This window comes from Kineococcus auxinigenes, assembly GCF_050871525.1.
Taxonomy (GTDB): domain Bacteria; phylum Actinomycetota; class Actinomycetes; order Actinomycetales; family Kineococcaceae; genus Kineococcus.
Map to the genome: position 1 here is coordinate 1 of NZ_JBKBCT010000057.1, position 25,313 is coordinate 25,313.

General features: G+C 75.5%; 22 protein-coding genes, 1 pseudogene and 1 riboswitch. Of the genes and pseudogenes, 10 read left to right on the forward strand and 13 right to left on the reverse strand.

The genetic code is table 11. From position 1 onward, the window contains the following. The first annotated feature begins 144 nt into the window (after nt 1-144). Both ACRYR9_RS14795 and ACRYR9_RS14800 read left to right on the forward strand, forming a co-directional pair. Entirely contained in the window at nt 145-696 is a 552-nt protein-coding gene (locus ACRYR9_RS14795) for a hypothetical protein (RefSeq protein WP_432493342.1), read from the forward strand. A gap of 125 nt (nt 697-821) precedes the next feature. Continuing rightward, nucleotides 822-2,300 (forward strand): NCS2 family permease, encoded by a 1,479-nt coding sequence (locus ACRYR9_RS14800; protein WP_432493340.1) that lies wholly within the window; start codon nt 822-824, stop codon nt 2,298-2,300. Nucleotides 2,301-2,321: 21 nt separating this feature from the next. Here the strand turns inward: ACRYR9_RS14800 and ACRYR9_RS14805 are convergent, their stop codons facing one another. From ACRYR9_RS14805 to ACRYR9_RS14820, 4 genes are all read right to left on the reverse strand, one after another. After that, nucleotides 2,322-2,864, reverse strand: a complete 543-nt coding sequence (locus tag ACRYR9_RS14805; RefSeq protein WP_432493338.1) for a GNAT family N-acetyltransferase — start codon at nt 2,862-2,864, stop codon at nt 2,322-2,324. A gap of 119 nt (nt 2,865-2,983) precedes the next feature. Continuing rightward, nucleotides 2,984-3,658, reverse strand: a complete 675-nt coding sequence (locus tag ACRYR9_RS14810) for a transglycosylase family protein (protein ID WP_432493336.1) — start codon at nt 3,656-3,658, stop codon at nt 2,984-2,986. An 11-nt stretch (nt 3,659-3,669) separates the two neighbouring features. Continuing rightward, nucleotides 3,670-3,819, reverse strand: a riboswitch (cyclic di-AMP (ydaO/yuaA leader). A gap of 183 nt (nt 3,820-4,002) precedes the next feature. Then, nucleotides 4,003-4,791: a lysophospholipid acyltransferase family protein gene (locus ACRYR9_RS14815; protein WP_432493334.1), complete on the reverse strand. Its 789-nt coding sequence runs from the start codon at nt 4,789-4,791 to the stop codon at nt 4,003-4,005. Between the two features lie 148 nt (nt 4,792-4,939). Next, a complete protein-coding gene (locus ACRYR9_RS14820; protein ID WP_432493332.1) occupies nt 4,940-7,234 on the reverse strand; it encodes an SDR family oxidoreductase in 2,295 nt (764 codons plus the stop codon). 176 nt (nt 7,235-7,410) lie between these two features. On the opposite strand from ACRYR9_RS14820, the gene ACRYR9_RS14825 reads away from it, so the two are divergent. The 5 genes from ACRYR9_RS14825 to ACRYR9_RS14845 all read left to right on the forward strand — a co-directional run bounded on the left by ACRYR9_RS14825 (nt 7,411) and on the right by ACRYR9_RS14845 (nt 11,883). Next, nucleotides 7,411-7,980 (forward strand): PAS domain-containing protein, encoded by a 570-nt coding sequence (locus tag ACRYR9_RS14825; RefSeq protein ID WP_432493428.1) that lies wholly within the window; start codon nt 7,411-7,413, stop codon nt 7,978-7,980. A 1-nt stretch (nt 7,981) separates the two neighbouring features. Next, nucleotides 7,982-8,959: a methyl-accepting chemotaxis protein gene (locus tag ACRYR9_RS14830; protein WP_432493330.1), complete on the forward strand. Its 978-nt coding sequence runs from the start codon at nt 7,982-7,984 to the stop codon at nt 8,957-8,959. Between the two features lie 192 nt (nt 8,960-9,151). Further along, nucleotides 9,152-11,317: a carbon starvation CstA family protein gene (locus ACRYR9_RS14835; protein ID WP_432493328.1), complete on the forward strand. Its 2,166-nt coding sequence runs from the start codon at nt 9,152-9,154 to the stop codon at nt 11,315-11,317. Continuing rightward, on the forward strand, nt 11,314-11,505 hold the full coding sequence (locus tag ACRYR9_RS14840; RefSeq protein ID WP_432493326.1) for a YbdD/YjiX family protein: 192 nt from the start codon (nt 11,314-11,316) through the stop codon (nt 11,503-11,505). Before ACRYR9_RS14835 ends, ACRYR9_RS14840 begins: the two co-directional genes overlap by 4 nt. Before the next feature lie 30 nt (nt 11,506-11,535). Then, a complete protein-coding gene (locus ACRYR9_RS14845) occupies nt 11,536-11,883 on the forward strand; it encodes a metallopeptidase family protein (RefSeq protein ID WP_432493426.1) in 348 nt (115 codons plus the stop codon). A 7-nt stretch (nt 11,884-11,890) separates the two neighbouring features. On the opposite strand, the gene ACRYR9_RS14850 is transcribed toward ACRYR9_RS14845, so the two are convergent. Beyond that, nucleotides 11,891-14,182, reverse strand: coding sequence for an EAL domain-containing protein (locus ACRYR9_RS14850; RefSeq protein ID WP_432493324.1), 2,292 nt, complete (start codon nt 14,180-14,182; stop codon nt 11,891-11,893). Nucleotides 14,183-14,306: 124 nt separating this feature from the next. Then, entirely contained in the window at nt 14,307-16,160 is a 1,854-nt protein-coding gene (locus ACRYR9_RS14855) for a putative bifunctional diguanylate cyclase/phosphodiesterase (protein WP_432493322.1), read from the reverse strand. Between the two features lie 109 nt (nt 16,161-16,269). On the opposite strand from ACRYR9_RS14855, the gene ACRYR9_RS14860 reads away from it, so the two are divergent. Then, nucleotides 16,270-16,584 carry a tetratricopeptide repeat protein gene (locus tag ACRYR9_RS14860; protein WP_432493320.1) on the forward strand — a complete coding sequence of 105 codons (315 nt, stop codon included), beginning with the start codon at nt 16,270-16,272 and terminating at the stop codon, nt 16,582-16,584. 28 nt (nt 16,585-16,612) lie between these two features. Here the strand turns inward: ACRYR9_RS14860 and ACRYR9_RS14865 are convergent, their stop codons facing one another. The 4 genes from ACRYR9_RS14865 to ACRYR9_RS14880 form a co-directional block, all read right to left on the reverse strand. Continuing rightward, nucleotides 16,613-17,353, reverse strand: coding sequence for an HAD-IIA family hydrolase (locus ACRYR9_RS14865; protein WP_432493424.1), 741 nt, complete (start codon nt 17,351-17,353; stop codon nt 16,613-16,615). A gap of 121 nt (nt 17,354-17,474) precedes the next feature. Then, a complete protein-coding gene (deoC, locus tag ACRYR9_RS14870; protein WP_432540199.1) occupies nt 17,475-18,161 on the reverse strand; it encodes a deoxyribose-phosphate aldolase in 687 nt (228 codons plus the stop codon). Continuing rightward, the gene (locus ACRYR9_RS14875; RefSeq protein ID WP_432493316.1) at nt 18,158-19,651 is read right to left on the reverse strand and encodes a GGDEF domain-containing protein; all 1,494 of its coding nucleotides are present in this window, start codon (nt 19,649-19,651) and stop codon (nt 18,158-18,160) included. The genes deoC and ACRYR9_RS14875 overlap by 4 nt, the downstream gene beginning before the upstream one ends. After that, a complete protein-coding gene (locus tag ACRYR9_RS14880; protein ID WP_432493422.1) occupies nt 19,648-21,156 on the reverse strand; it encodes a GGDEF domain-containing protein in 1,509 nt (502 codons plus the stop codon). The genes ACRYR9_RS14875 and ACRYR9_RS14880 overlap by 4 nt, the downstream gene beginning before the upstream one ends. Nucleotides 21,157-21,324: 168 nt before the next feature. Here ACRYR9_RS14880 and ACRYR9_RS14885 point away from each other — a divergent pair, with 168 nt between their 5' ends. Then, nucleotides 21,325-22,719 carry an FAD-binding oxidoreductase gene (locus ACRYR9_RS14885; RefSeq protein ID WP_432493420.1) on the forward strand — a complete coding sequence of 465 codons (1,395 nt, stop codon included), beginning with the start codon at nt 21,325-21,327 and terminating at the stop codon, nt 22,717-22,719. An 11-nt stretch (nt 22,720-22,730) separates the two neighbouring features. After that, nucleotides 22,731-23,300: a DUF1802 family protein gene (locus ACRYR9_RS14890; protein ID WP_432493314.1), complete on the forward strand. Its 570-nt coding sequence runs from the start codon at nt 22,731-22,733 to the stop codon at nt 23,298-23,300. Nucleotides 23,301-23,324: 24 nt separating this feature from the next. Here ACRYR9_RS14890 and ACRYR9_RS14895 read toward each other — a convergent pair whose 3' ends face one another. The 3 genes and pseudogenes from ACRYR9_RS14895 to ACRYR9_RS14905 all read right to left on the reverse strand — a co-directional run. Further along, nucleotides 23,325-24,257, reverse strand: a complete 933-nt coding sequence (locus tag ACRYR9_RS14895) for an aldo/keto reductase (RefSeq protein ID WP_432493312.1) — start codon at nt 24,255-24,257, stop codon at nt 23,325-23,327. A 2-nt stretch (nt 24,258-24,259) separates the two neighbouring features. Continuing rightward, entirely contained in the window at nt 24,260-25,120 is an 861-nt protein-coding gene (locus tag ACRYR9_RS14900; RefSeq protein WP_432493310.1) for an aldo/keto reductase, read from the reverse strand. An 81-nt stretch (nt 25,121-25,201) separates the two neighbouring features. Next, a pseudogene (locus tag ACRYR9_RS14905) lies at nt 25,202-25,313 on the reverse strand (IS30 family transposase); the annotation flags it as partial.

The following is a 25,313-nucleotide window of genomic DNA, read 5'->3' on the forward strand; positions in this document are numbered from 1 at the left end:
CCCCCCCCCCCCCCCCCCCCCCCCCCCCCCCCCCCCCCCCCCCCCCCCCCCCCCCCCCCCCCCCCCCCCCCCCCCCCCCCCCCCCCCCCCCCCCCCCCCCCCCCCCCCCCCCCCCCCCCCCCCCCGGCGGGGGGAGGGGGTGCGGTGGCGGGGGAGCGCGGGGCCGGGCAGGGTGGCGCCGTGGGGCTGACGATCACCGAGGCGGACGGCACGCGCCCGGCGGTGCTGGCGCGGGCCGCCGCCCGCGGCGTGCTCGGCGGGCTCGTGGGAGCAGCGGCGACGGCGGCCGCGCAGCGCGCCGAGCGCGCGATCACCGGCCGGCCCGCCTCCGCCGTGCCGGGCCGCACCCTGCTCATCCTGCTGGGCCGCCACCCGGGCGACGACGAGCACCCCGCCGCGGCGACGCTCGCCGCGCAGGTCGCCACCTCCGCCGCCCTCGGCGCCCTGCGCGGGGTGTGGCGGGCCAGCGGCCTGCTCCGGGTGCGCGCCGACGTCGCGCAGACCCTCACCCGGGTCATCGTCGACCAGACGCTGCAGAACGCCACCGGCGCTGGCGCCCCGCCGCGCACCTGGCACCGCGGCGAGGGCGTCGTGGAGGTCCTGCACGCCGCGGTGGACGCCGTCGTCACCGGCCTCGTCGTCGAGAACCTCGTCGAGCCCGTGCTGGAGTCGCGCCGCGGCACCACCAGCCACTGAGCGTCGCGGGCCGCCGACGGCCCGTGCGGACGTTCCCGGCCGCGGCGCCGGCTCTGGCAGGATCCGCACCGGCCTCGACGTCGCGGCCGCACGCCGCCCCCCGCACGAGAACGCCCGAGGTGCTCATGGCCACCCCCACCGAACCCGCCCAGCGGCGCTCAGCGCTGGACCGGTACTTCCGGATCGCCGAACGCGGCTCCACCGTCGCCCGCGAGGTCCGCGGCGGCCTGGCCACGTTCTTCACGATGGCCTACATCGTCGTGCTGAACCCGCTGATCATCGGCACCCAGCCGGACAGCACCGGCTCCTTCCTCGGCGGCGGGGACGCCCCGGACCTCGCGGCCGTCGCCGCGGCCACCGCGCTCGTCGCCGGCGTCATGACCATCCTCATGGGCGTCGTCGCCAACTACCCGCTGGCGCTGGCCACCGGCCTGGGCCTGAACGCGTTCGTCGCCTTCGGCGTCGCCGCGCTGCCCGGGATGACGTGGGCGGACGCGATGGGGCTGGTCGTCCTGGAAGGTCTGATCATCCTGGTCCTCGTCCTGACCGGCTTCCGCGAGGCCGTCTTCCACGCCGTGCCGGCGCAGCTGAAGACCGCCATCAGCGTCGGCATCGGCCTGTTCATCACCATCGTCGGCCTCGTCGACGCCGGCTTCGTGCGCTCCGGCGCCGGCACCCCCCTGGAGCTGGGCATCGGCGGCTTCCTCAACGGCTGGCCCACGCTCGTCTTCGTCGTCGGGCTCCTGCTGATGATCGTGCTCATGGCGCGCGGGGTGCGCGGGGCCATCCTCGGCGGCATCGTCGCCGCCACCGTGCTCGCCGTCGTCGTCGAGTCGATCGCCCGGCTGGGCCCGCGCACCGGTGCCGACGGGGAGGTGCGCGACCCGCGCGCCTGGGGCCTGAACGTGCCGGCGCTGCCGGACTCGTGGGTCGACACCCCGGACTTCTCGCTGCTCGGGCAGTTCGAGCTGCTCGGCTCCTTCGAGCGCATCGGCGTCGTCAGCGTCGTCCTGCTCGTCTTCACGCTCCTGCTGGCCGACTTCTTCGACACGATGGGGACGATGGTCGCCATCGGCAAGGAGGGCGACCTGCTGGACGCCGAGGGCAACCCGCCGGGCACGCGGCGCATCCTCGTCGTGGACTCGCTCGCGGCCGCCGCCGGCGGCGCCGCCGGCGTCTCCAGCAACACCAGCTACATCGAGTCGGCCACCGGCGTGGGGGAGGGCGCGCGCACCGGCCTGGCCAGCGTGGTCACCGGGGTGGCGTTCCTGCTGACGACCTTCCTGGCGCCGGTCGTGGCGATCGTGCCCTACGAGGCCGCCACCCCCGCCCTGGTCGTCGTCGGGTTCCTGATGATGACGCAGGTCAAGGGCATCGACTGGGACGACGTGGAGATCGCGCTGCCCGCGTTCCTGACGATCGTGCTGATGCCGTTCACCTACTCCATCAGCGCCGGCATCGGCGCGGGCTTCGTGGCGCACGTCGTCCTGAAGGTCGCGCGCGGCAAGGCCCGCCAGGTGCACCCGCTGATGTGGCTGACGGCCGCCCTGTTCGTCCTGTACTTCGCGATCGACCCCGTCAAGGAGGCGTTCGGCGTCGGCTGACCCCGCGCACCCCGCCGGTGCTCACCACACGTCGCCGCAGCGCCAGTCGCACAGCAGCCGGGCGGTGACGTCCAGCGCGCCGGCGGGGTCGTGGACGTGGACGCCGCCGTCGTCGTCGGGCGTGGCGCGCACCCCCTCAGGGGTCATCACGCCCGTCGGTCCGCTCCACACCCGCCAGCCGCGCGAGCGGTACAGCCGCGCGCCCTCGTCGGAGGCGCCGAGGAAGACCGCGTCGTGGGCGCGCGCGGCCAGGTCCTCCACGGCGCCCGTCAACGCCGAGCCCAGCCCTCGGCGGCGCTGAGCGGGGCTCACCGCGACGGCCTCCACGTACCCGGCGCGCAACGGCCGGGCACCGACGACGAGGGAGCGCTGCACCAGGGCGGCGTGGCCGGCCAGGGCGCCGTCGAGCCGGGCCAGCACGTGCAGCCCGCCCAGGGCGTGGTCGAGGTCGGTGTCGTCGAAGTCCCCGGCGAAGGCGTCGTCGAGCAGGAGGCGCACCTCGCGCAGCCGCCGCGGGCCCAGGTCAGCGGTGTGCACGACGGTCAGCTCCCACGGGCTCCCCACGCCCCCAGCCTGGCGCGGGTCCCCGGCTCGCGGAACCCCCTGGACGCGCAGAACCCCCCGGCGCGCGCGGCGCCGGGGGGGTTCCGGGAGGGTGCGGTCCCGCGGGGACCGCACCGGGGTCACGGCAGGACGAGCACCGAGCCGACCACGATGCGGGCCGGGTCGTCGCCGATGACGCCGCGGTTGGCGTTCCACAGGTTCACGTAGCCGCCGGCCACGCCGTTGTTCACCGCGATCCGGTAGAGGGTGTCGCCGGGCTGCACGGTGTAGGTGCGCACGGCCGGTGCGGGCGCCGGGGCGGCCGCGACGGCGACGGGCGCGGGCGCCGGGGCGGGTGCGGGAGCCGGGGCCGGCGCGGGAGCCGGCGCGGGAGCGGGGTGCAGCAGCGCCTGCTCGGCGCCGGCCGGGTCGGCCGCACCGCTCAGGCCCAGGCGGCGCGAGCAGGAGGGCCAGGCGCCCCAGCCCTGCCGGGCCAGGACGCGCTCGGCGACCACGATCTGCTGCTCGCGGGTGGCCTGGTCGGCGCGCGCGGCGTACTGCCCGCCGCCGAAGCCGGTCCACGTGCTGGGGCTGAACTGCAGCCCGCCGTAGTAGCCGTTGCCGGTGTTGATGCTCCAGTTGCCGCTGGACTCGCACTGGGCGAGGCGGTCCCACTCGGAGACCGGTGCGGCGGACGCACCGGTGGCGGGAGCGAGGATCGCGGCGCCGGCCGCACCGGCGGCGGCGGTGGCGAGCAGCCCCCGACGCAGGGCGCGAGCGGACGTGCGGGTACGACGGAAGGACAGCGCAGACATGGGGACCTCCGACGCCTGCGAGGTGAGCTGTCGGGTTCGGGCCGAAGGTGGTGGCCCGGCCGCCCGCAGGCGGCTTCACCCCGAGGACCCCCACCGCGCGCGGCGGGCGTCCGAGGAACCATGGGTCCCCCGCTCCTGCCCGGTGGTCTGGTGTTCCGGCGCGGGGCGGGCAGGACTCGGCGTGTCCTCGCGTCGGGCTCCCGAACGGCCTCGGGAACCTGCCGACCGTAACAAGACCGAAGCCGTACGTACACCGTCTCGTCGCCTGCGGCGCCCTCGCGGGCGCGGCGTCGTGCGGGGCGGGCCCTCGCGCTGTGACCGAGGTCACCGCCGCGAGGGGCTGCTCAGCTGTTGGCGAGCAGCTTCGCCACGGCCTCCTCGATGCGCGGGGTGAAGTCCCCCGCCCGCTCACCCGGTCGGCCGTGCAGCGGCTCCCCGAACGTCACGCCGATGCGCGGGCGCCCCTTCGACGGCCAGTTCTGCCGCGGCGGCATCGCCTCGTACGTGCCGCGCAGCGCCACCGGCACCACCGGCACGCCGGCCTCCAGCGCCAGGTACGCCGCACCCTTCTTGAACGGGCGCATCTGCCCGGTGTAGCTGCGCCCGCCCTCCGGGAAGAGCACCAGGCTCCAGCCGTCGGCCAGCAGCTGCGAGGACGCGTTGGCGCCCCGCCCGCCGCGCCGCTCCAGCGGGAAGGTGCCGATCACCAGGCCCGAGGGGGCCGAGCGCCACCAGACGTCGAAGAAGTAGTCCGCCGCGGCGGCCACCGCGACCCGGCGCCGGCGCCGCGCCCCCAGGGCGTGCAGCAGCACCGGCGTGTCCAGGTGCGAGGAGTGGTTCGCCACGATCACGGCCGGACCGCCGATGCCGTCCAGGACCTCCACGCCCCGCACGTCGATGCGCAGCTCCGCGCGCATCAGCGGCGTCAGCACCGCGCGCTGCAGGCCGGCCCGCACGGCCGACGCCGGCCGCGAGCGCACCCAGTCGTTGCGGTGCACCTTGCGCGGCCCCCCGCCCGGACCGCCGGGCCCGCCGCCCGATCCGCCGGCCGCGCCACCACCGGCGCGGCGCCGGGCCAGCGGGAAGGCCCGCACCAGGCGGCCGGGACCGTCCTCACCCATCAGCATCGTCATCCGGGGACCTCCTCGCGCACGGCTCCGGGCGCGTTCGGCGTTCGTGACGGGCGCACCCGCGCATCTTCCCACGCCCCGAGCGGACCGCCCGGTGGCCCCGCGCAGCGCCCGGCCCGCGCCGGGGCGGCGGGCCGGGCCGGGACAGCGGTCAGTCGGTGCCGGCCAGCACCTGCTGCGGCACGCGCAGGCGCCGCCCGGGGGACGAGGCCGCCCAGTCCGCCACCGGCCAGCGCGCCGCGCGCGCGACCCGGAACAGCGACACGTCCGGCGAGACGGCGGTGGGGTTGCCCACGGCCCGCAGCAGCGGCACGTCCGGGTGGGAGTCGGCGTAGGCGTAGCTGGCGGACAGGTCCGCCCCCTCCACCTCGGCGTAGCGGCGCAGCCACGCCGCGCGCGCCTCGCCGACCACGGGCGGGGAGGTCAGGAACCCGGTGGCGCGCCGGCGCCCGTCCGGCCCCGTCTCCTCCTCCAGGTCGGTGCACACCACCTCGTCGAACAACCCCGCCAGCGGGCGCGTCACCACCCGCGCGTCGCCGGTCATGAGGATCGTGCGGTGCCCGGCGTCCCGGTGCGCCTGGATGCGCCGCAGCGCGTCCGAGGACACCTGCTGCAGGAAGCGGGGGGCGAACACGTCGTCCACGTGCGCCTCGAGCGCGTCGAGGTCCACGCCGGCGTAGCCGCGGAACAGCGAGCGCAGGAAGCTGCCGCGGTCGCGGCGCTCGGCGGCGATCCAGCCCGGCAGGTGCCGCACCACGCGGGCGAACTCCGCGACCCGGGCCGCGGCGTCCAGCTGCGACAACCGCAGCGTCAGGTACGTGTCCACCACGGTGCCCGGCAGCAGCGTGCCGGCCAGGTCGAAGACCGCCAGCACCGGCGCGGCGCCGGGCTCGGCCGGCTTCAGCTCGCGCGGGCCGCCGGTGGCCTCGGCCGCCTTGCGGCGGCGGCGGATCTCCTCGTACTTGCGCATCTGCCCGGTGACGCTGGGGCAGTGGGTGTCGCGCCAGTAGGCCTGCCAGTCGACCACGGCGGTGTCGAAGCCCCACAGCTCGACGTCCTCGGGGTCCAGCGAGCGGTGCAGCGCCAGGGTGTTGTCGTCGACGAAGCGCAGCTCCGCCTCGGTGTACGCCTTGTACAGGTCCATGTAGCGGCGGGCGAACTCGACCTCGCGGCGCGCGGCGTCCAGCTTGCGCGAGGCGCGGCGCACCCGCTCCGAGCGCGGCGCCAGCATCAGCGCGCGGTTGCCGGCGCTCGTCAGCAGCTCACCGGCGCGCACCTTGCGCTCCACCTTGTTCTGCCCGGGGAACTCCCACGTCGGCATGACCTCGGGGGAGGAGTCGAAGGGGTGCTCGACGAAGTAGGCGCGCACGTGCTCGTACAGCCCGCGGAACGTGATCGGGTTCCGGTTGCCGGAGGACACGTGGTAGTACGCCGGCTGCGACAGCGGCGGCGGCGTCGCGGCGGCCTTGAGGATCGCGTTGACGACGTGGTCGATCGGGACGACGTCCAGCACCGAGTCCGGCGCGGCGGGGAACTCCGTCAGCTCGCCCTTGCCGTACGCCAGGATGATCGGCTCGGCCATCTTGAAGCCCTCGATCCAGCCCGGGTGCGGGTGGACCAGCGCGGACTCCACGATGCTGGGGCGCAGGATCGTCGTCGGCAGGACCGGGGCGGCGACCTCCTCCACGAACCGCTCGCCCATCGCCTTGGTGAACGTGTAGCAGTCCGTCCAGCCCAGGGTGCGGGCGCGCTCCTTGCCGGCGGCCTTCTGCTGCTCGCTCACCCACTCCACGCGGCGGCGCTCGGCGTCGGCGGCCACCGTCAGCGGCCCGGCCCGGCCGTGGTCGCGCTCGGCGGCGCGCAGGAACTCGCGCAGCTGCGCGTCCAGGCGCGAGTCCTCCTCGATGCGGGCGGCCAGCCGCAGGCCGGACTCCAGCTCGGTGCGCCAGTCCACGTCGTGCTGGACCGCGCGCTCGGGGACCTCGCCGCGCCGTCGCCCGCCCACGTAGGCGGTGGACACGTGCACGTAGTGGGTGGGGGCGTCCGGGCGGCTGGCGGCCAGCGTGCGCTCCACCAGGCCCTTGGTGCCCAGCACGTTGGTGGTGAAGGCGTCCTGGATCAGCGGGTCGAAGGAGACGTCGCCGGCGCAGTGCACCACCACGTCCAGGTCGCCGGGCAGCTCCGGCACGTCCGCCAGGTCGCCCTCCAGGACGGCGACGCGCGTCTTCAGCAGGTCGTCGGGGTCGCCGGCCGCGGCGAAGATCTTCTTGCGCAGCAGCGAGCGCATCCGGTCCTCGCCGCTCTGGCCCGGCTTCGGGCGCACCAGCGCGAGCACCGAGGCGCCGGGGACGTCGACGAGGATCCGCTGCAGCAGCGCCTCGCCGATGAAACCGGTCACGCCGGTCAAGAGGAGGCGCTTGCCGTCGAGCTGCTCAGCCAATCGCACCGGGCGATCCTGCCACGACCCGGCGGTCCACCCGGACGCCGTCGAGCACCGCGGGCCACCGGCGCGCGGTGCCGCACCCCCGGACGGGTGACGCGCCCGACCTCAAGTCACGCACCGTGGTGCCGATGCTCCTCCCTGAGCAGCCGGGCAGGGAGCTGCCGGAGCGGGGGAACGACATGGTGAGCACGACGGGCACGTCCCGGGTGAGCAGGGCGGCGGTGCGGCCCACGGGGCAGGAGCGGACCTTCGGGGCGGACGAGCTCATCGTCTCCAAGACCGACACCCGCGGGGTCATCACGTACGCCAACGACGTCTTCTGCCGCGTCGGCGCCTACGAGCTGCACGAGGTCGTCGGGCAGCCGCACAACCTCATCCGGCACCCCGAGATGCCCCGGGCGGTCTTCAAGCTGCTGTGGGACACCGTCTCCGCCGGCCGGGAGCTGTTCGCCTACGTCAACAACCTGGCCGCCGACGGCGCGAACTACTGGGTGCTGGCGCACGTCACCCCCTCCTTCGGGCCGGGCGGGAAGGTCGTCGGCTACCACTCCAACCGCCGCCGGCCCGCCCGCGCGGGAGTGGAGGCGGTCCAGCCCCTGTACCGCGAACTGCTGGCCGAGGAGTCCCGCCACGGCACCGGCCGGGCGGCGGCCGAGGCCGGCAGCGCACTGCTGGCGGCCCGGCTCGCCGAGCGCGGCGTCGACTACGACGAGTTCGTGTGGTCCCTGATCCCCGACGTGGAGGCCTGAGATGAGCAGCACCGGCAGGCGGGGCCTCCTCGGTCGCGGGCGCGCCGGCGGCGCAGCGCCCGACGAGCTGGCCCGCTACCGCGCCCTGGTCGAGCAGGTGACCCGCGTGTGCGAGGCCGCCGCCGCCGGCGACTCCGAGGCGCGCGTGGCCGGCGTGCCCGGCTGCGAGGACGACCCCCGGCTCGCCGGGCTCGTGCAGGGCGTCAACCGCGCGCTGGACGTCTCCGACGCCTTCGTCCGCGAGGCCGGTGCGGTGCTCAGCTCCGCCTCCGAGGGCCGCTACCACCGCCGCCTGCTGCCCGGCGGGCTGCGCGGCGCCTACCGCGGCAGCGCCTCCCTCATCGACGCCGGGCGGGCCGCCATGCAGCGCGACGCCCGCAGCATCGCCGCCGCCGCCGACTCGCGCCTCGCCCTGGCCGACACGTTCGAGGCCGACGTCCTGGGCGTGGCCGAGCAGGTGGCGACGGCCTCCACCGAGCTCAGCGCCTCCGCGCAGGGCTTGTCCACGGCGGCGTCGGCCGCCAGCGCGGAGGCCGACCAGGCGTCCGGCACCATGCAGGCCCTGACGCAGGCCTCGGAGGAGATCCAGCAGGTCGTCTCCGTCATCAACAGCATCGCCGGGCAGACGCGGCTGCTGGCCCTGAACGCCACCATCGAGTCCGCCCGCGCCGGGGAGGCCGGTCGCGGCTTCGCGGTCGTGGCGGCCGAGGTCAAGGAGCTGGCCGACCAGACCGGCCGGGCGACCGAGGAGGTCTCGGCGCAGGTGGCGAGCATCCGGGCGCAGGCGCAGGGGGCGGCGCAGGCCATCACCGGCATCAGCGCCACGGTGGCGGAGATGAACGGCCTCGTGGACGGCGTTCGGGCGGCCGTGGACGGCGGCGGCAGCTGGGGCGGTGCGCAGGACGTCACGGGCCTGTCCCGCCTGGCCGAGGAGCTGCGCGTGAAGATCGACGCCTTCCTCTCCGGCCTGCGCGCCTGACCCCTCGTCCCCGCCTCGGCGCCCGCCCCACCCACCCCCGCCCCCACCCTTGTGGTGATCTTGCACGGTTGAGCATTCAAGCGTGCAAGATCACCGCCGGACGGGGGGTGGTGGGCGCGCCGAGGTGACAGGGGGGCCACCCGCGGTGATGATCGGGCGGCAACCACCCGGACGTCCCGCGAGGAGGCGGTCGTGTCCACCGCTGTGCCCACCCCGAACGACAGCGGCACCCGCCGCCGGCCCACCGCCCGCTCGGTCGCCGTCTGGAGCCTCGTCGCGATCGTCGGCGCCGTCTCCTGGACGGTGCTGGCGATCGCGCGCGGGGAGTCCGTCAACGCGCTGTGGATCCTGTTCGCCGCACTGGCGTCCTACGCGATCGCCTACCGGTTCTACGCCCGGTTCATCGCCTACCGGGTGCTGCGGGCCGACGACTCGCGCGCCACGCCCGCCGAGCGCCTGCACAACGGCGTCGACTACGAGGTCACCGACCGCCGGGTGCTGTTCGGGCACCACTTCGCCGCCATCGCCGGCGCCGGCCCGCTCGTGGGACCGGTGCTCGCGGCGCAGATGGGCTACCTGCCCGGCACGATCTGGATCGTCGTCGGCGTCATCTTCGCCGGGGCCGTGCAGGACATGACGGTGCTGTTCTTCTCGATGCGCCGCGACGGCAAGAGCCTGGGGCAGATGGTGCGCGAGGAGATCGGCCTCGTCGGCGGCGTCGCCGCCCTGGTCGCCGTCTTCGCCATCATGATCATCATCCTGGCGGTGCTGGCGCTCATCGTCGTCAACGCCCTGGCCGAGTCGCCGTGGGGCGTGTTCTCGATCGCCCTGACGATCCCCATCGCCCTGTTCATGGGCCTGTACCTGCGCTACCTGCGCCCCGGCCGGGTGCTGGAGGCCACCGGCATCGGCGTCGTGCTGCTGCTGGCGGCCATCGTCGGCGGTGGCTACGTCGAGCAGCTGGGCCTGGCGCAGAGCCTGACGCTGAGCAAGGAGACGCTCGTCCTGGCGCTGGTGGTGTACGGGTTCGTCGCCTCGGTGCTGCCGGTGTGGCTGCTGCTGACCCCGCGCGACTACCTGTCGACGTTCATGAAGGTCGGCGTCATCGTGCTGCTGGCCGTCAGCCTGCTCATCGCCCGCCCCGTCCTGGCCAACGACGCGGTGACCACGTTCGCCCGCGAGGGGAACGGGCCGGTGTTCGCCGGCTCGCTGTTCCCCTTCGTGTTCATCACCATCGCCTGCGGCGCCCTGTCCGGTTTCCACGCGCTCATCGCCTCCGGCACGACGCCGAAGATGATCGCCAAGGAGCGCCAGGTCCGCCTCATCGGCTACGGCGGGATGCTCATGGAGAGCTTCGTCGCCATCAGCGCCCTCATCGCCGCCTCCGTCATCGACCAGGGCGTCTACTTCGCGATGAACTCCCCGGCCGGCGCCACCGGCGGCACCGCCGAGTCCGCCTCGCAGTTCCTCGCCGGCATCGGCATCACGACCCCGCCGGAGACGCTGACCGCGACGGCGCAGGCGGTCGAGGAGGACATCGTCTCGCGCACCGGCGGGGCCCCCACCCTCGCGCTGGGCATCTCGCAGATCTTCCACTCCGCGTTCGGCGGTGGCCTGCAGGCGTTCTGGTACCACTTCGCGATCATGTTCGAGGCGCTGTTCATCCTCACCGCCGTCGACGCCGGCACCCGCGTGGGCCGGTTCATGCTGCAGGACACGGTCGGCAACGTGTGGAAGCGGTTCGGCGACCTGTCGTGGCGGCCCGGCAACCTCATCGCCAGCGCCGTCGTCGTGGCCGCCTGGGGGTACTTCCTGTACGCCGGGGTCACCGACCCCCTGGGCGGCATCAACCAGCTCTTCCCGCTGTTCGGCATCGCCAACCAGCTGCTCGCGGCCATCGCGCTGACCCTGGTGACGACGCTGCTCGTCAAGCACGGCCGCGCCCGCTACGCCTGGGTGGCGGCGGTACCGCTCGCCTGGGACCTGGTGGTGACGATGACGGCGAGCTGGCAGAAGGTGTTCTCCGACAACCCGGCCATCGGGTACTTCGCCCAGGCCGACGCTTACCGCGAGGCGATGGACGCCGGGCGGCTCCTCGGCGCCGCCCGGGACGCCGGCCAGATGCAGCAGGTCGTCACGAACTCCACCGTCAACGGGGTCCTGCAGGCGGTGTTCGCGCTGCTGGTGATCGTCGTGGCCGTCAACGCCGCCGTCGTCGTGGCCAGCGCCCTGCGCGCCGGGTCCCTGCCCACCACCGAGGTGCCGGCGGTGCCGTCCCGGCTGCGCGAACCCGCGGGCCTGTTCCCCACCGCGCAGGAGAGGCGCGAGGCCGCCGGGCGCGAGGAGGTCCTGCGGTGAGGGACGCCGCGGTGGGGGACCTGGTGCGCGGGCTGCGCTGGTACCTGCGGGAGGTGGACGGCAGCTCCCGCTGGGAGCGGTACCTGGCCGAGTGCGCCGCCCACGGGCACCCGCCGCTGTCGCGGCGGGAGTTCGAGCGCCGCCGCGCCGACGCCCGCGCCGGCGCGGTCTCCTCCCGCTGCTGCTGAGGGCGCTGCGAGACTGCCGCCGTGGTGCGGATGGGGCGCGAGGAGTTCGAGGACGCCGTCGCCGACGCCCTCGACGAGATCCCGCAGGAGCTCGCCCGGGCGATGAGCAACGTCGTCGTCCTCGTCGAGGACGACCCGCCGGAGGGGTTCGGGCCCGACCTGCTGGGCCTGTACGAGGGCACCCCGCTGACCGAGCGGGGCGAGTGGTGGGCGGCCGGTGCGCTGCCGGACCGCATCACGGTGTTCCGCCGCCCCACCCTGGCCGTGTGCGAGGACCGCGAGCAGGTGGTGGCGGAGGTCCGCGTCACCGTGGTGCACGAGGTGGCCCACCACTTCGGCATCGACGACGAGCGCCTGCACGAGCTCGGCTGGGCGTGAGGCGCCCTCAGCCGGTGGCGTCGGCGGTGCTCGCGGCCAGGGACGCCAGGCGGCCCCCCGCCGCCCGGGCCAGGGCGCGCAGCACGTCGCGCTGGCCGGGGGTGAGGGTGCGCGGGCGGTGGTCCAGCAGGCACACCGTGCCCAGCGCCCGGCCGGCCGCGTCGGTGACCGGCGCCCCGGCGTAGAAGCGCACGGGCAGGCCCTGGACGAGGTACCCCAGGTCGCGGAAGCGGGCGTCCACCGCCGCGTCCGGCACCTCGACGAGGTCGTCGCCGGGGACGTGGTGGCAGAACCCCTGCTCGCGCGGCACCCGGTGCGGGGCCAGGCCCACCGCGGCCGGCACGTGCTGCTCGTCGCGGCCCACGAGCGTGACCATGGCCACGGGCACGTCGGCCACGCGGGCGGCGACCGCGGTCAGCTCCTGCAGGACCGGGTCGCCCGTGCCCGCGGCCTCGGCGTGCCGCTCGGCGGAACCGGCCCGCAGCACCTCGGCCGCCGGGGCGGGCACCGCGACCGCCGCCGGGGCGGGGGTGAAGTCCAGCCCGGCCACCTCCCCGGCCGGCACCGGGCGGCTGAAGAAGTACCCCTGCAGCAGGTCGTAGCCCAGCTCGGTCAGCAACCGGCGCGTGCCCTCGTCCTCCACGCCCTCGCCGACGACCTCCAGCCCGAGGCGGTGCGCCAGTTCCAGCACGGCGCGCACGATCGCCTCGTCCCCGCCGCCGCGCAGCGCGCCGGCGACGAACCGGCGGTCCACCTTCAGCTCGTCGAAGGGCAGGTCCTGCAGCATCGCCAGGCTGGTGTAGCCGGTGCCGAAGTCGTCCAGCGCGGTGCGCACCCCCAGCGCCCGCAGCTCCGCCAGGACGGCCGCCGCGCGCCGCGGCTGGGTGGTCACCGCGGACTCGGTGACCTCCAGCACCAGCAGGTGCGCGGGCACGCCGCTGCGCTCCAGGTGCGCGCGCACCTGCTCCACGAGCCCGTCGTGGGCGACGAGCCGGGCGGACAGGTTCACCGAGACCCGCAGCGAGCGCCCCTCGCGCCGCCACGCCGCCGCCTGGTCCAGGGCCTCGCCCAGCACCCAGTCGGTCAGCGCGACGATCACCGAGGTGCGCTCGGCCTCGGGCAGGAACGCCCCCGGCGCCAGCAGGCCGCGGGTGGGGTGCTGCCAGCGCACCAGGGCCTCCACGCCCCGCACCCGCCGGCCGTGGGCCTCGACCAGCGGCTGGTAGTGCAGCCGCAGCTGCCCCTCGGCCACCGCGGTGCGCAGCTGCGCCTGCAGCTGCACGCCGTCGGCGGTGTGCTCGTCCATGCCCGGTTCCCACACCAGCGCCGCGCGGTCCGCGCGGCGGGCGGCGTGCAGCGCGGTGTCGGCGCGCTGCAGCAGGGTGCCGGGGTCGGTGCCGTGCAGGGGCGCCAGGACGGCGCCGGCGGTGACGTCCACGTCGACCCGGATGCCGGCCACCTCGAACGGGCTGGTGCCGTGCGACTCGGCGGCCTCGACGACCCGCTGCAGCACCTCGGCGGGGGAGCAGCCGCGCAGGTCCGCGGGCAGCCGGGGCAGCCACAGCGCGAAGTCGTCCCCGCCCAGGCGGGCGACGGTCCCGCCCCGCCCGGCCCAGCGCGCGCAGGAGCGGGCCACCTGCCGCAGCAGCTCGTCGCCGCCGCCGCGGCCCAGGGCCTGGTTCAGCTCCCCGAAGCGGTCCAGGTCCAGCAGCACCAGCACCCCCGGGGCGTCCAGGTCCACCCCGGCCAGGTCGCGGGCGACGACCTCGGCCAGCCCGGTCTCGTTGAGCAGCCCGGTGAGCGCGTCGGTGGTCGCCAGCACGCGCGCACGGCGCGTCAGGACCCCCACGACGGCTCCGGAGGTGGCGGTGATGCTCACCAGCAGCGCCACGTGCAGCGCCGCGGAACCGGCCGGCTGGCCCGCGCCCAGGGCCGCGGAGGCAGCGGCCAGCGCGGCCACGGAGTGCACGGCGGCCCGGGACCGCGGCAGGAACAGCGCCCCGTAGACGACCACCCAGCCGGTGAACGTGGCGACCGCCGTGGCGGGGGCGCCGTCGCCGACCGCCCGCACCGCCAGGGCGATGACGACCGTGCCGGCACCGAGCAGGACGTGCATCGGCGCGTCCGGCAACCGGCGGGCCCGGACCAGCCCCGCCGCCACGGCCGAGGCGAGCACACCGAGCGCCGCGGTCGCCGGGCGGTCCACGCCGGCCCAGACCGGGCAGGCGGCGATCAGCAGCAGCAGGAGGCCGCCCAGGCCGAAGAACACGGCGAGCGTCACGCGGTTGCTCAGCGCCACCGCAGCCTCCGATCGGGTCGTCACGGCCGGCGCGCCGACCGGCGCGCCCCGTTCCTCCGCTGCTCGAAGGCTCCACGCGGTGCATCGGCGCGCCGCCCGCGCCGGTTGAGCCCGCGCCCGGGGGTCAGCGCGTCGCCGCGGTGCCCTCGGCGGGGCGTCCGGCGCCGGCCAGGACCACCTGACCGGCGCTGACCGGCCGCGCGTACAGGTACCCCTGCGCCAGGGCGCAGTTCAGCGCCCGCAGCGTCCCGGCCTGCTGCTCGGTCTCCACGCCCTCGGCGATGACGTCCAGGCCCAGGCTGCGGGCCAGCTCCACGATGCTGGCGACCAGCGTGGTGGCCGAGCCCCCGCCGGTGAGGTCGCCCACGAAGGACCGGTCGATCTTGACGATGTCCACCGGCAGCCGGCGCAGGTACGACAGGCTGGAGTAGCCGGTGCCGAAGTCGTCGATGGCGATGCGCACGCCGAGGGCGCGCAGCTTCTCCAGCCGCGCCGCGGTGCCGGCGAAGTCGTGCACCAGCAGGCTCTCGGTGATCTCCAGGGTGAGCTGCCGGGCCGGCAGGCCGGAGTCGCGCAGCGCGCCGGCGACGACGTCGACGACCTCGTCCCCGGCGAGCTGGACCGCCGAGAGGTTCACCCCGATGGTGACCGGCCGCCCGTGCCGGCGCGACCACTGCGCGGTCTGCTGCGCGGCGGTGCGCAGCACCCACGTCCCGATCTCCGCGATGTGCCCGCTGCTCTCGGCCAGCGGCACGAACTCCAGCGGCGGGACCGTGCCCAGCACCGGGTGGTGCCAGCGCAGCAGGGCCTCGAAGCCCTCCGTCCCCCCGCCGTCCAGTTCCACCGTGGCCTGGTAGTGCACCTCCAGCTCGCCGCGTCCCACCACGCCCCGCAGGTCCTCCAGGAGCTGGGCGCGGTGGGCCGCTGCCCGCCCCATCGCCTGCGCGTAGGTGACGGCGCGGTCACCGCCGAGCGACTTGGCCTCCTGCAGGGCGAGGTCGGCGTGGTGCAGGAGCTGCTCGGTGCCGTCCCCGACGGGCTCCCCGGCACTGAGGGCTGCGCTGTCGGCCACGCCGGCGCTGGCCCGCACGGTCAGCTCCTGGCCACCGGCGGGCACCGGTCCGCGCACGGCGGTGAGGAACCGCTCGGCGGCCCGGGAGGCGCTCTCGCCGTGCCCGCCGGTCAGGACGACCGCGAACGCGTCGCCGTCCAGGCGCGCCACGCGGTCCCCGGCCCGCGCGGCGGCGCGCAGCCGCCGGGCGGTGGTGCGCAGCACCTCGTCGCCGACGGCGCTGCCGCGGACGTCGTTGACCGCCTTGAAGCCGTCCAGGTCCAGCACCACGACGGCGGCGGGTCCACCCTCGGCCAGGGCCCGCTGGAGGACCTCGCCGACCTGGATGCGGTTGGCCAGGCCCGTCAGGGGGTCCTGCAGGCCCTGCTGCTCGTTGAACCGCCAGGAGGCCAGGTGCGCGCAGCTGGCGGCGAGGACGAAACCGGCGTGCAGCAGCGTCCACCGCCACGGGTGGGCCATCGCGCCGTGGTGGGCGTACACGCTGTGCGGGACGAGGGTGCCCAGCACGCCGTGGTGCAGGACGACGATGCCCAGCCCCACCCCGAAGGGGACCCAGTCCTGGTAGAGCGCGACGACGCCGACCATGACGAAGAAGTGGAAGTGCGCCTCGATGAGGCCGCCGGTGAGGTCCACCAGCACCGCCGAGGCGGCGAACAGGCTCGCGGTGGCCGCCGCCGACGTCGCGGCGCGGCCCCACCGGGGCGGCAGCGCGACCGGCAGCGGCAGCAGGACCACGGCGACCAGGAGCAGCACGCGGGCGGCGGGGTGGCCCAGCGCCAGGCCCAGCGGCAGCAGGGCCAGCCCCTGGGCCGCGGCCAGGACCAGCAGGACGCGGTGCCGGCGCCGCCAGACGTCCTCGGGCAGCCGGCGCCCCTGGGGCAGGAGCGCCCCGGTGGCCGCCCGCACCGCCGTCCACGTCGCACCGGTCTGCACCGGCCGCCGGCGCGGCGCCCTCGAGGACGGCCCGCCCGTCCGGTGGAATCGGCCGGCGGCGCGCGGGGTTGAGGAGCGTGTGATGGTCGACCTCCTGAGCTTCGAGACGGCCCGCACCGCGTTCGGCGAGCGCCGCTTCACCGACGCGGTGTCCACCCTGGAACCCCTGCTGACGCGCAACCCCGACGACCGCGCCCTGCGTGAGCTCCTCGCCCGTTCCTACTTCGGGGCGGCGATGCTCGGCAAGGCGGAGGAGCAGGCGCGCGAGCTGGTGCGCCGCGCCCCGGCCGACGGGTACGCGCACCTGCTGCTGGCCCGCAGCCTGGAGCGGCAGAGCCGCACCGCCGAGGCGCGCGGGCACCGCGTCATGGCGCACGTCCTCGGCGCAGAGGGCTGAGGAGCCTCCGGCGCCGGGGGTCGGCTCCTCACACCAGGGGCACCAGGTCGCGCACCGAGTCCACGACGCGGTGCGGGCGGAACGGGAAGCGTTCCACCTGCTCCGCGCGCGTGGACCCGGTGAGCACCAGGTAGGTGCGCAGGCCCGCCTCGATGCCGGCGACGACGTCGGTGTCCATGCGGTCGCCGACCATCGCCGTGGTCTCCGAGTGCGCCTGGATGCGGTTCATGGCGGAGCGGAACATCATCGGGTTCGGCTTGCCGACGAAGTACGGCTCGGCGCCGGTGGCCCGGGTGATGAGCGCGGCGACCGACCCGGTGGCCGGCAGCGGCCCCTGGGCGGAGGGGCCGGTGGCGTCGGGGTTGGTGGCGATGAACCGCGCACCGCCCTCGATGAGCCGGATGGCCCGGGTGATGGCCTCGAAGGAGTACGTCCGGGTCTCGCCGAGCACCACGTAGTCCGGCGAGGTGTCGGTGAGGATGAACCCGGCCTCGTGCAGCGCCGTGGTCAGCCCGGACTCGCCGATGACGTACGCCGAGCCCTGCGGCATCTGCCGGGCCAGGAAGTCGGCGGTGGCCAGGGCGGAGGTCCAGATGGACTCCTCCGGCACGGTGATGCCGCTGCGCGCCAGGCGCGCAGCCAGGTCGCGCGGGGTGAAGATGGAGTTGTTCGTCAGCACCAGGAACCGCCGGCCGGTGTCGGCCAGGCGCTGCAGGAAGTCCGCCGCGCCGGGCAGCGCCCGCTCCTCGTGGACGAGCACCCCGTCCATGTCGGTCAGCCAGCACTCGATGCCGCCGTCCCCGCCCGGGCCGGGCTCCGTGCCCGCCCCGGCGACCGCGTCCTCGTCCACGTCGTCCCCCTCCGCTCCGGTACCGCCTCGGTGGTCCGGCTCAGCCGTCCAGGCCGGCCAGCACGGCCGCCGTCCCCGACAGTCCCAGCCGGGTGGCGCCCGCGTCGAGCACCGCCAGCGCGCTCGCCGTGTCGCGGATGCCGCCGCTGGCCTTGACGCCGAGGCGCCCGCCGACGGTGGCGGCCATGAGCTGCACGGCGTGCACGCTCGCGCCGCCGGTGGAGTGGAACCCGGTGGAGGTCTTCACGAAGTCGGCGCCGGCGGTCTCGGCGGCGCGGCACACCTCGACGAGCACGTCGTCGGGCAGGGCCGCGGACTCCACGATGACCTTCAGCACCCCGGGGGAGGGGACGGCGGCGCGCACGGCGGCGACGTCGGCGCGCACCGCGTCGAACTCCCCGGCCAGCGCGGCGCCCACGTCGATGACCATGTCGACCTCGTGCGCGCCGGCGCGCACGGCGGCCTCCGCCTCGGCGGCCTTGAGGGCGCTGGTGTGCTTGCCGGAGGGGAACCCGCACACCGTGGCGACGACCTGGCCCTCGACGGCCTCGCCGCGGGCCACGTCCAGCATCGACGGGGACACGCAGATCGCCAGGACGCCCAGCTCGCGCGCCTCCACGCACAGGGCGAGGACGTCGGCCCGCGTCGCCTCGGGCTTGAGCAGGGTGTGGTCGACGAGGCGGGCGACGTCGTTGCGGGTGCGGCCGGCGGGGGCGGGGGTGCTCACGGCCGCGAGTCTGCCACCGGCCGCCGCCCGGCCGCCCTCGGCCGTCGCAGCTCCGGCGCGGCGGCGAGGCGGTCGCGCCCGCCGGTCTTGGCGGCGTACAGGGCCTCGTCGGCGCGGCGCAGCGCCGAGGCGGGTTCCTCGGCCCCGTCCCAGCGGGCCACCCCGACGGAGCAGCTCTGCCCGTGGGGGACGACGGCGCGCAGGGAGTCCAGGCGCCGCAGGGTGCCGTCCTCGTCGCGCGAGGGCAGCAGGACGGCGAACTCCTCCCCGCCCCAGCGGGCCAGGAACCCGTCGCCGGCCAGGGCCTCGGTCCAGGCGGCGGTGGCGGCCTTGAGCAGCTCGTCGCCGGCCTGGTGCCCGCGGGAGTCGTTGAAGGCCTTGAAGCGGTCCAGGTCCAGCAGCGCGACGTACAGCCCCTCGCCGGTGCGGGCGGCCGTGGCGCAGGCGCGGGAGAGCTCGTGGTCCCAGGTGCGGCGGTTGGCGGCGCCGGTCAGCGGGTCGGTGCGGGCCAGGGCGGCCAGCTGCACGGCCTGGCTGCGCACCTGCTGCAGCAGGTCCCAGATGCGGGCCACGACCAGGGCGATGAGCAGCACCGAGCCGGTCGCCAGCCACCCCGTGGGGGTGGCGCGCCCGCCGACGGTGAGGCCCACCAGCACCAGGGAGGGCAGCACGGCCGCCACGGCCAGCAGCACCAGGCGCGGCACGGTCAGCCCGGCGCCCTCGGTGGGCTTCTTCTCCGTCAGGCGGGAGGCGGACTCGGTGCTCGCGGCCAGGGCGTACAGCACGTAGAAGCACTGCCACAGCAGGTTCATCCACAGCGGGGTGCTCGCCCCGCCGTCGACGAGCTGCAGGACGTTGTTGCCGACGTCGGCGACCACGGTGGCGGCGGTGCCGCCGGCCAGGAGCCAGAACGCGCGGGTGCGCGCGCCGGGGCCGGTGACCATGCGGACCAGCAGGAAGACCCACAGCACGTCGGCGACCGGGTAGGCGGTGCTGACGACGCGCACCAGTGCGCTCTGCGTGCTGTCGGTGGCGATGGGCAGCACGACGAAGACGCCGAACAGGGTGGCTGCGCTGAGCGTGACGATGCAGGCGTCCAGCAGGCTGCCGCGGTGGGAGGACCCGCCGCGCTGGCGGTTCAGGCTCAGCAGGCCGACGGTCACGGGCACGTACGCCAGCAGGTAGACGGCGTCGGCGGGGGTCGGCCAGCTCTCGTTGCCGGCCAGGTCCAGGACCGCGAACAGCAGCTCGCCCAGCAGGTACATCACCTGCGCGCCCAGCAGCCAGCGCCACGGGCGCCGCCGCGCGAGCGGGATCCGGTGCACGGCCACGGCCATCAGGGCGACGGCCGCGGCGACGGGCACCAGGTACAGCAGGGTGCCCGCCGGGCTCGTGGTCCCGGCTCCCGCGGTCGCGACCGCGCACAGCGGCAGGGTCGCCACGAGGGCGATCGCGGCGGTGCCCAGGCCGCGGGTGCGGGAGCGGTTCACGTGGTCCTCCTGGCGGTGGCCCCGGTCGCCGGGGTGCTCGGGCCGGTGGCCCCGGCCGCCGCGGTGGCGGGGCCGTCGTGCACGAGGCGGTCGCGCCCACCGGTCTTGGCGGAGTACAGGGCCGCGTCCGCGCGGCGCAGCACGGTAGCGGGTTCCTCCACGCCGTCCCAGCCGGCGGTGCCGATCGAGCAGGTCTGCCCGTGCGGCACCACGGCGCGCAGCGCGTCGGCGCGGGCCAGCGCGGGGGCCGGGTCGGTGGTGAAGGGCAGCAGGACGGCGAACTCCTCCCCGCCCCAGCGGGCCAGGAACCCGTCGCCGGCCAGGGCCTCGGTCCAGGCGGCGGTGGCGGCCTTGAGCAGCTCGTCGCCGGCCTGGTGCCCGCGGGAGTCGTTGAAGGCCTTGAAGCGGTCCAGGTCCAGCAGCGCGACGAGGAACGAGGTGCCCTGCGCGCGCGCCGTGGCGCAGGCGCGGGAGAGCTCGTGGTCCCAGGTGCGGCGGTTGGCGGCGCCGGTCAGCGGGTCGGTGCGGGCCAGGGCGGCCAGCTGCACGGCCTGGCTGCGCACCTGCTGCAGCAGGTCCCAGATGCGGGCCACGACCAGGGCGATGAGCAGCACCGAGCCGGTCGCCAGCCACGCCACCGGGGTGGTGCCGCCGGTCAGCGCCAGCAGGACCAGCACCCCGGAGGGCAGCGCGGCGGCCAGGGCGAGCACGACCAGGCGCAGCGGGGTCAGCCCCCCGGTGCCGGCGGGCTTCTTCTCCGCCAGCGCCGGGGCGGAGGCGGAGAACGCGGCCAGGGCGATGCTCAGGTAGAAGGACAGCCACAGCACGTTCAGCGAGCGGGGGGCGACGTCACCACCGGTGCGGTGCTGCACGACGGTCCAGGCCACGTCGGCCACGACGGTGGCGGCGGTGCCGCCGGCCAGGAACCAGAACGCGCGGGTGCGCGCGCCGGGGCCGGTGACCATGCGGGCCAGCAGGTGCACGAGCACGACGTCGGCGATCGGGTAGGCGGCGCTGGTGACGCGGGCCAGCGCGCCCTGCGTGCTGTCGGTGGCCAGCGGCAGCACGACGAAGACCCCGAACAGCGTCGCCGCGCTGAGCGTCACCACGCCCGCGTCCAGCAGGCTGCCGCGGTGGGAGGCGCCGCCGCGCTGGCGGTTCAGGCCCAGCAGGCCGACGGTCACGGGCACGTACGCCAGCAGGTAGACGGCGTCGGCGGGGGTGGGCCACGCCTCGCTGCCGCGCAGCTGCAGCCCGGCCAGGGTGCTCTCGCCGACGAGGTAGAGCAGCTGCCCGGCCAGCAGCCAGCACCACGGCCCGCGCCGGGGGCGGGGCACCCGCGGCACCGCCAGCGCGGTGAGCGCGAACGCCAGCGCCACGGGCACCAGGTACGCCACGGCACCGGTGCGGGAGGCGGGGTCGGGCAGCGTGGACAGGAGCGCGGCGACGGCCGCGACCACCGCCACGGCCCGCAGCCACGCGGGGGCGGGCGTCCTGTCCTGCATCACCTCCGCTGCGTCGGCTCCCGCGCGCCCGCCCTGGAGCCCGCGTCACACGGGTGGCCCACCCCGACCGCACCGGGTGGTGCGCGGTCCCCGGTGGCGCGGGGGGTGGCGTCGGGGCCGCGGGTTAGGCTCGTGCGCGTGGTGAGCATCCCTGGCCTGAAGACCGTGCTGGACCGCCCGGCCGCCGCGCCGGCGGGCGGCACCTCCCGCTCGAGCGCGCGGCTGACCGGCTGGGGCCGCACGGCGCCCACGACGGCGACCGTCCTGCGCACCGCGGACCTGGACGTGCTGGCCGAGGCGGTGCGCACCGCCGGCCCGCGCGGCGTGATCGCCCGCGGCCTGGGCCGCAGCTACGGCGACCCCGCCCAGAACGCCGGCGGCCTGGTCATCGACATGACGGCGCTGGACCGCATCCACGACATCGACGTGGACACCGCCGTCGCGGACGTGGACGCCGGCTGCTCGCTGGACAAGCTGCTGCGCGCGGTCGTGCCGCACGGGCTGTGGGTTCCGGTGCTGCCGGGCACCCGCCAGGTCACCGTGGGCGGCGCCATCGGCGCCGACATCCACGGCGGCAACCACCACACCCAGGGCACCTTCACCCGGCACGTGCTCTCCCTGGACCTGCTGACCGCCGACGGCCAGGTCCGCACCCTCACCCCCGACGGCCCGGACCGCGAGCTGTTCCTGGCCACCACCGGCGGCATGGGCCTGACCGGCGTGGTGCTGCGCGCGAAGATCCGCCTGGACCGCGTGGAGACGTCCTACTTCATCGCCGACGTCGAGCAGGCGCCCGACTTCGACGAGATGCTCGAGCGGCTGACGAGGAACGACGAGAACTACACGTACTCCAAGACGTGGTTCGACTCCGTCACCAAGGGCGCCCACATGGGCCGCGGCTTCCTGCTGCGCGGCTCCTCCGCCAAGCTGGAGGACCTGCCCGCGAACCTGCGCAAGGACCCGCTGAAGTTCGACGCCCCGCAGCTGGCGACCTTCCCGGACGTGTTCCCGCCGGGGATGCTCAACCGGCTGACGGCCAAGGCGCTCAACGAGTTCTACTACCGCAAGGCCCACACCCAGCAGGGCGTGGTGCAGAACATCACGCAGTTCTACCACCTGCTGGACCTGTTCGCGGACTGGAACCGGGCCTACGGCCCGCGCGGTTTCCTGCAGTACCAGTTCGTCGTGCCGATGGACCGCACCGACGTCCTGCGGGCCAGCATGGAGGCCATCGTCGAGTCCGGGCACATCTCCGCGCTGAACGTCCTCAAGCGCTTCGGCGACGGCAACGACGCGCCGCTGTCGTTCCCGCGCAAGGGGTGGACGCTCGCGGTGGACCTGCCCGTCAAGCCCGGCCTGGACGCCCTGTGCGACCGTCTCGACGAGATGGTGCTGGAGGCCGGCGGCCGGCTGTACCTGGCGAAGGACTCGCGCACCACCGCCGACCGGTTCGCGCAGATGTACCCGGACCTGCCCGCGTGGCGCGAGGTCCGCGACGCGGTGGACCCGGAGCGCAAGTTCGCCTCCGACCAGTCCCGCCGCCTGCAGCTCGTCACCGGCTGAACGCTCCCGCCGTGACCGCGACCACCCCGGCGCTGAAGGAGTGGGGCGCGGTCGTGCACGCCCTGCTGCAGGGCCGTCAGGCGCTGCTGCTGCGCAAGGGCGGCATCCACGAGAAGCGCTTCGCGGTGGGCGCCTCCCGGTTCGTGCTCTTCCCGACCGTGGCGCACAGCCACGCCGAGTCGGTGCGGCCCGAGCACCGCGACCTGCTGCCCCTCGGCGCGGCCGACGCCGCGCACGCCCCGGGGGAGGAGCTGCTGGTGCGCGCCGGCGCGGAGGTCGTGGCCGTGGTGCCGGTGGCCCGCCCCGAGCGCGTGGAGGAGCTGGAGGACCTGCACGTGTGGACGAGCGCGTCGGTGCGCTCCTCGCGGGTGGACTTCCGGCCCCGCCACCAGCTGACCGCGCTGGTGGTGCGGGCCGTGGAGCTGCCCGAGCCGGTGCGCCTGGTGCGCCGACCCGAGCACGGCGGCTGCACGAGCTGGCTGGAGCTGGAGGTGCCGTGGCCGGTGGGCACCGGCCGCGCCGTGCACGCCGACGAGCACCTCGCGGCCGTGGAGGCCGCGGTCCGCGAGCGCGTCGGCTGACGCGCCCGCGGACCGGTGCGCGCGTCAGGGCACGGTGTACCCGGCGGCGCGGAACAGCTCGTACCACTCCGCGCGGGTCAGCGGCAGGTCCGAGCCCTGCGCGGCGGCGGCGACCCGCTCGGGGTTCGTCGTGCCCAGCACCACCTGCATGCCCGCCGGGTGCCGGGTGATCCACGCGGTGGCGACCGCCAGCGGCGGCACGCCGTACTTCTCCGCGAGCCGGTCCAGGACCGCGTTCAGCTCGGGGAACTCCGGGTCGTCCAGGAACACCCCGGTGAAGAAGCCCGCCTGGAACGGCGACCACGCCTGCACGGTGATGTCGTTCAGGCGGCAGTGGTCCAGGGTTCCGGTGTCGCGGGCGATCGACTGGTCCAGGCCCTGCATGTTCGACGCGACGCCCTGGGCGATCAGCGGGGCGTGGGTGATGGACAGCTGCAGCTGGTTCGCCACGAGGGGCTGGCGCACCGAGCGCTTGAGCAGCTCGATCTGCCCGGGCGTGTGGTTCGAGACGCCGAACGCGCGGACCTTGCCGGCCGCGTGCAGCTCGTCGAACGCGCGCGCCACCTCGTCCGGCTCGACGAGCGCGTCGGGGCGGTGCAGCAGGAGCACGTCGATGCGGTCGGTGCCCAGCGCCTCCAGCGAGCCGTCCACCGAGGAGACGATGTGCTCGTACGAGAAGTCGAAGTACGGCCCGTCGGGGACGATGCCGCACTTGGTCTGGATCGTCACGGCGTCGCGCTCGGAGGAGCTCATCGGGACGGCCTCGGCCCACCGGCGCTCGCAGCGGTGCAGCTCACGGCCGTAGACGTCGGCGTGGTCGATGAACGTGATGCCCGCGTCGCGGGCGGTGGACCACAGGGTCCTGATGTCCTCGTCGCTCATGTCGGCGATGCGCATCAGGCCCAGGACGACGTTCGGCACCTGCAGGCCGCTGGTGCCCAGGGGGACGGTCTTCACGCTCACGCCTCCGACAGTTCGGCGACCTGCTCCGCGGTGAGCGTCAGCTCGGCGGCGCGGGCGGAATCGGTGGTGCTCTGCGGGCGCGAGGCACCGGGGATCGGGATGACGACCGGTGCGAGGGCGAGCTCCCAGGCCAGCGCCACCTGCTGCACGCTGACGCCGTGGGCGTCGGCGACGCGCTGGAACGCGGCGTGCCGGCTGCCGAGCTCGGCGGCGTTGGAGATGCCGCCCAGCGGGCTCCACGGCAGGAACGCGATGCCGAGGCGCGCGCAGTGCTCCAGCTCACCGAGGCTGGAGCGGAAGGCGGGCGAGAACTGGTTCTGCACCGAGACCAGGCGCCCGCCGAGGACCTCGTTCGCCTCGTCGATCTGGGCGACGTCGGCGTTGGAGATCCCGGCCATCTGGATGACGCCCTCGTCGAGCAGGTCGCGCAGCGCGCCGACGGACTCCGCGTAGGGGACGTCCGGGTCGGGGCGGTGGAACTGGTAGAGGCCGATCGCCTCCACGCCCAAGCGCTTCGCGGAGGCCTTGGCGGCCTCCTTCAGGTGCTCCGGGCGGCCGTCCTGGTACCAGGTCCCGTCGCCGGGGCGCAGGCTGCCGCCCTTGGTGGCGACGAGGACCTGCGAGGTGTCGCCGCCCCAGCGCTCCAGCGCGCGGGCGATGAGCGCCTCGTTGTGGCCGACCTCGCCGGCGTCGCGGTGGTAGGCGTCGGCGGTGTCGATGAGGGTGACGCCGGCGTCGAGCGCGGCGTGGATGGTGGCGAGGGACCGCTCCTCGTCGGGCCGGCCCTCGATGGACATGGGCATCGCACCGAGGCCGATGGCTGAGACGGTGCGGTTCCCGAGGCTGCGCTGCTCCATGGCGGCGACGCTACGAACCCCTCCCGCAGAAGTCCAACGACTACGGCTTATGGTTCCGAGAAGTAAGGCGGTCTCAAGGGGTCAATGCACCACCTCGTCGAGCACTTCTGAGGGTGTCTTCCATCCCAGGGTCTGTCGAGGTCTGCCGTTGAGGCGGGCGGCGATCTCATCGAGATCTGCTTGGCTGAAGGTG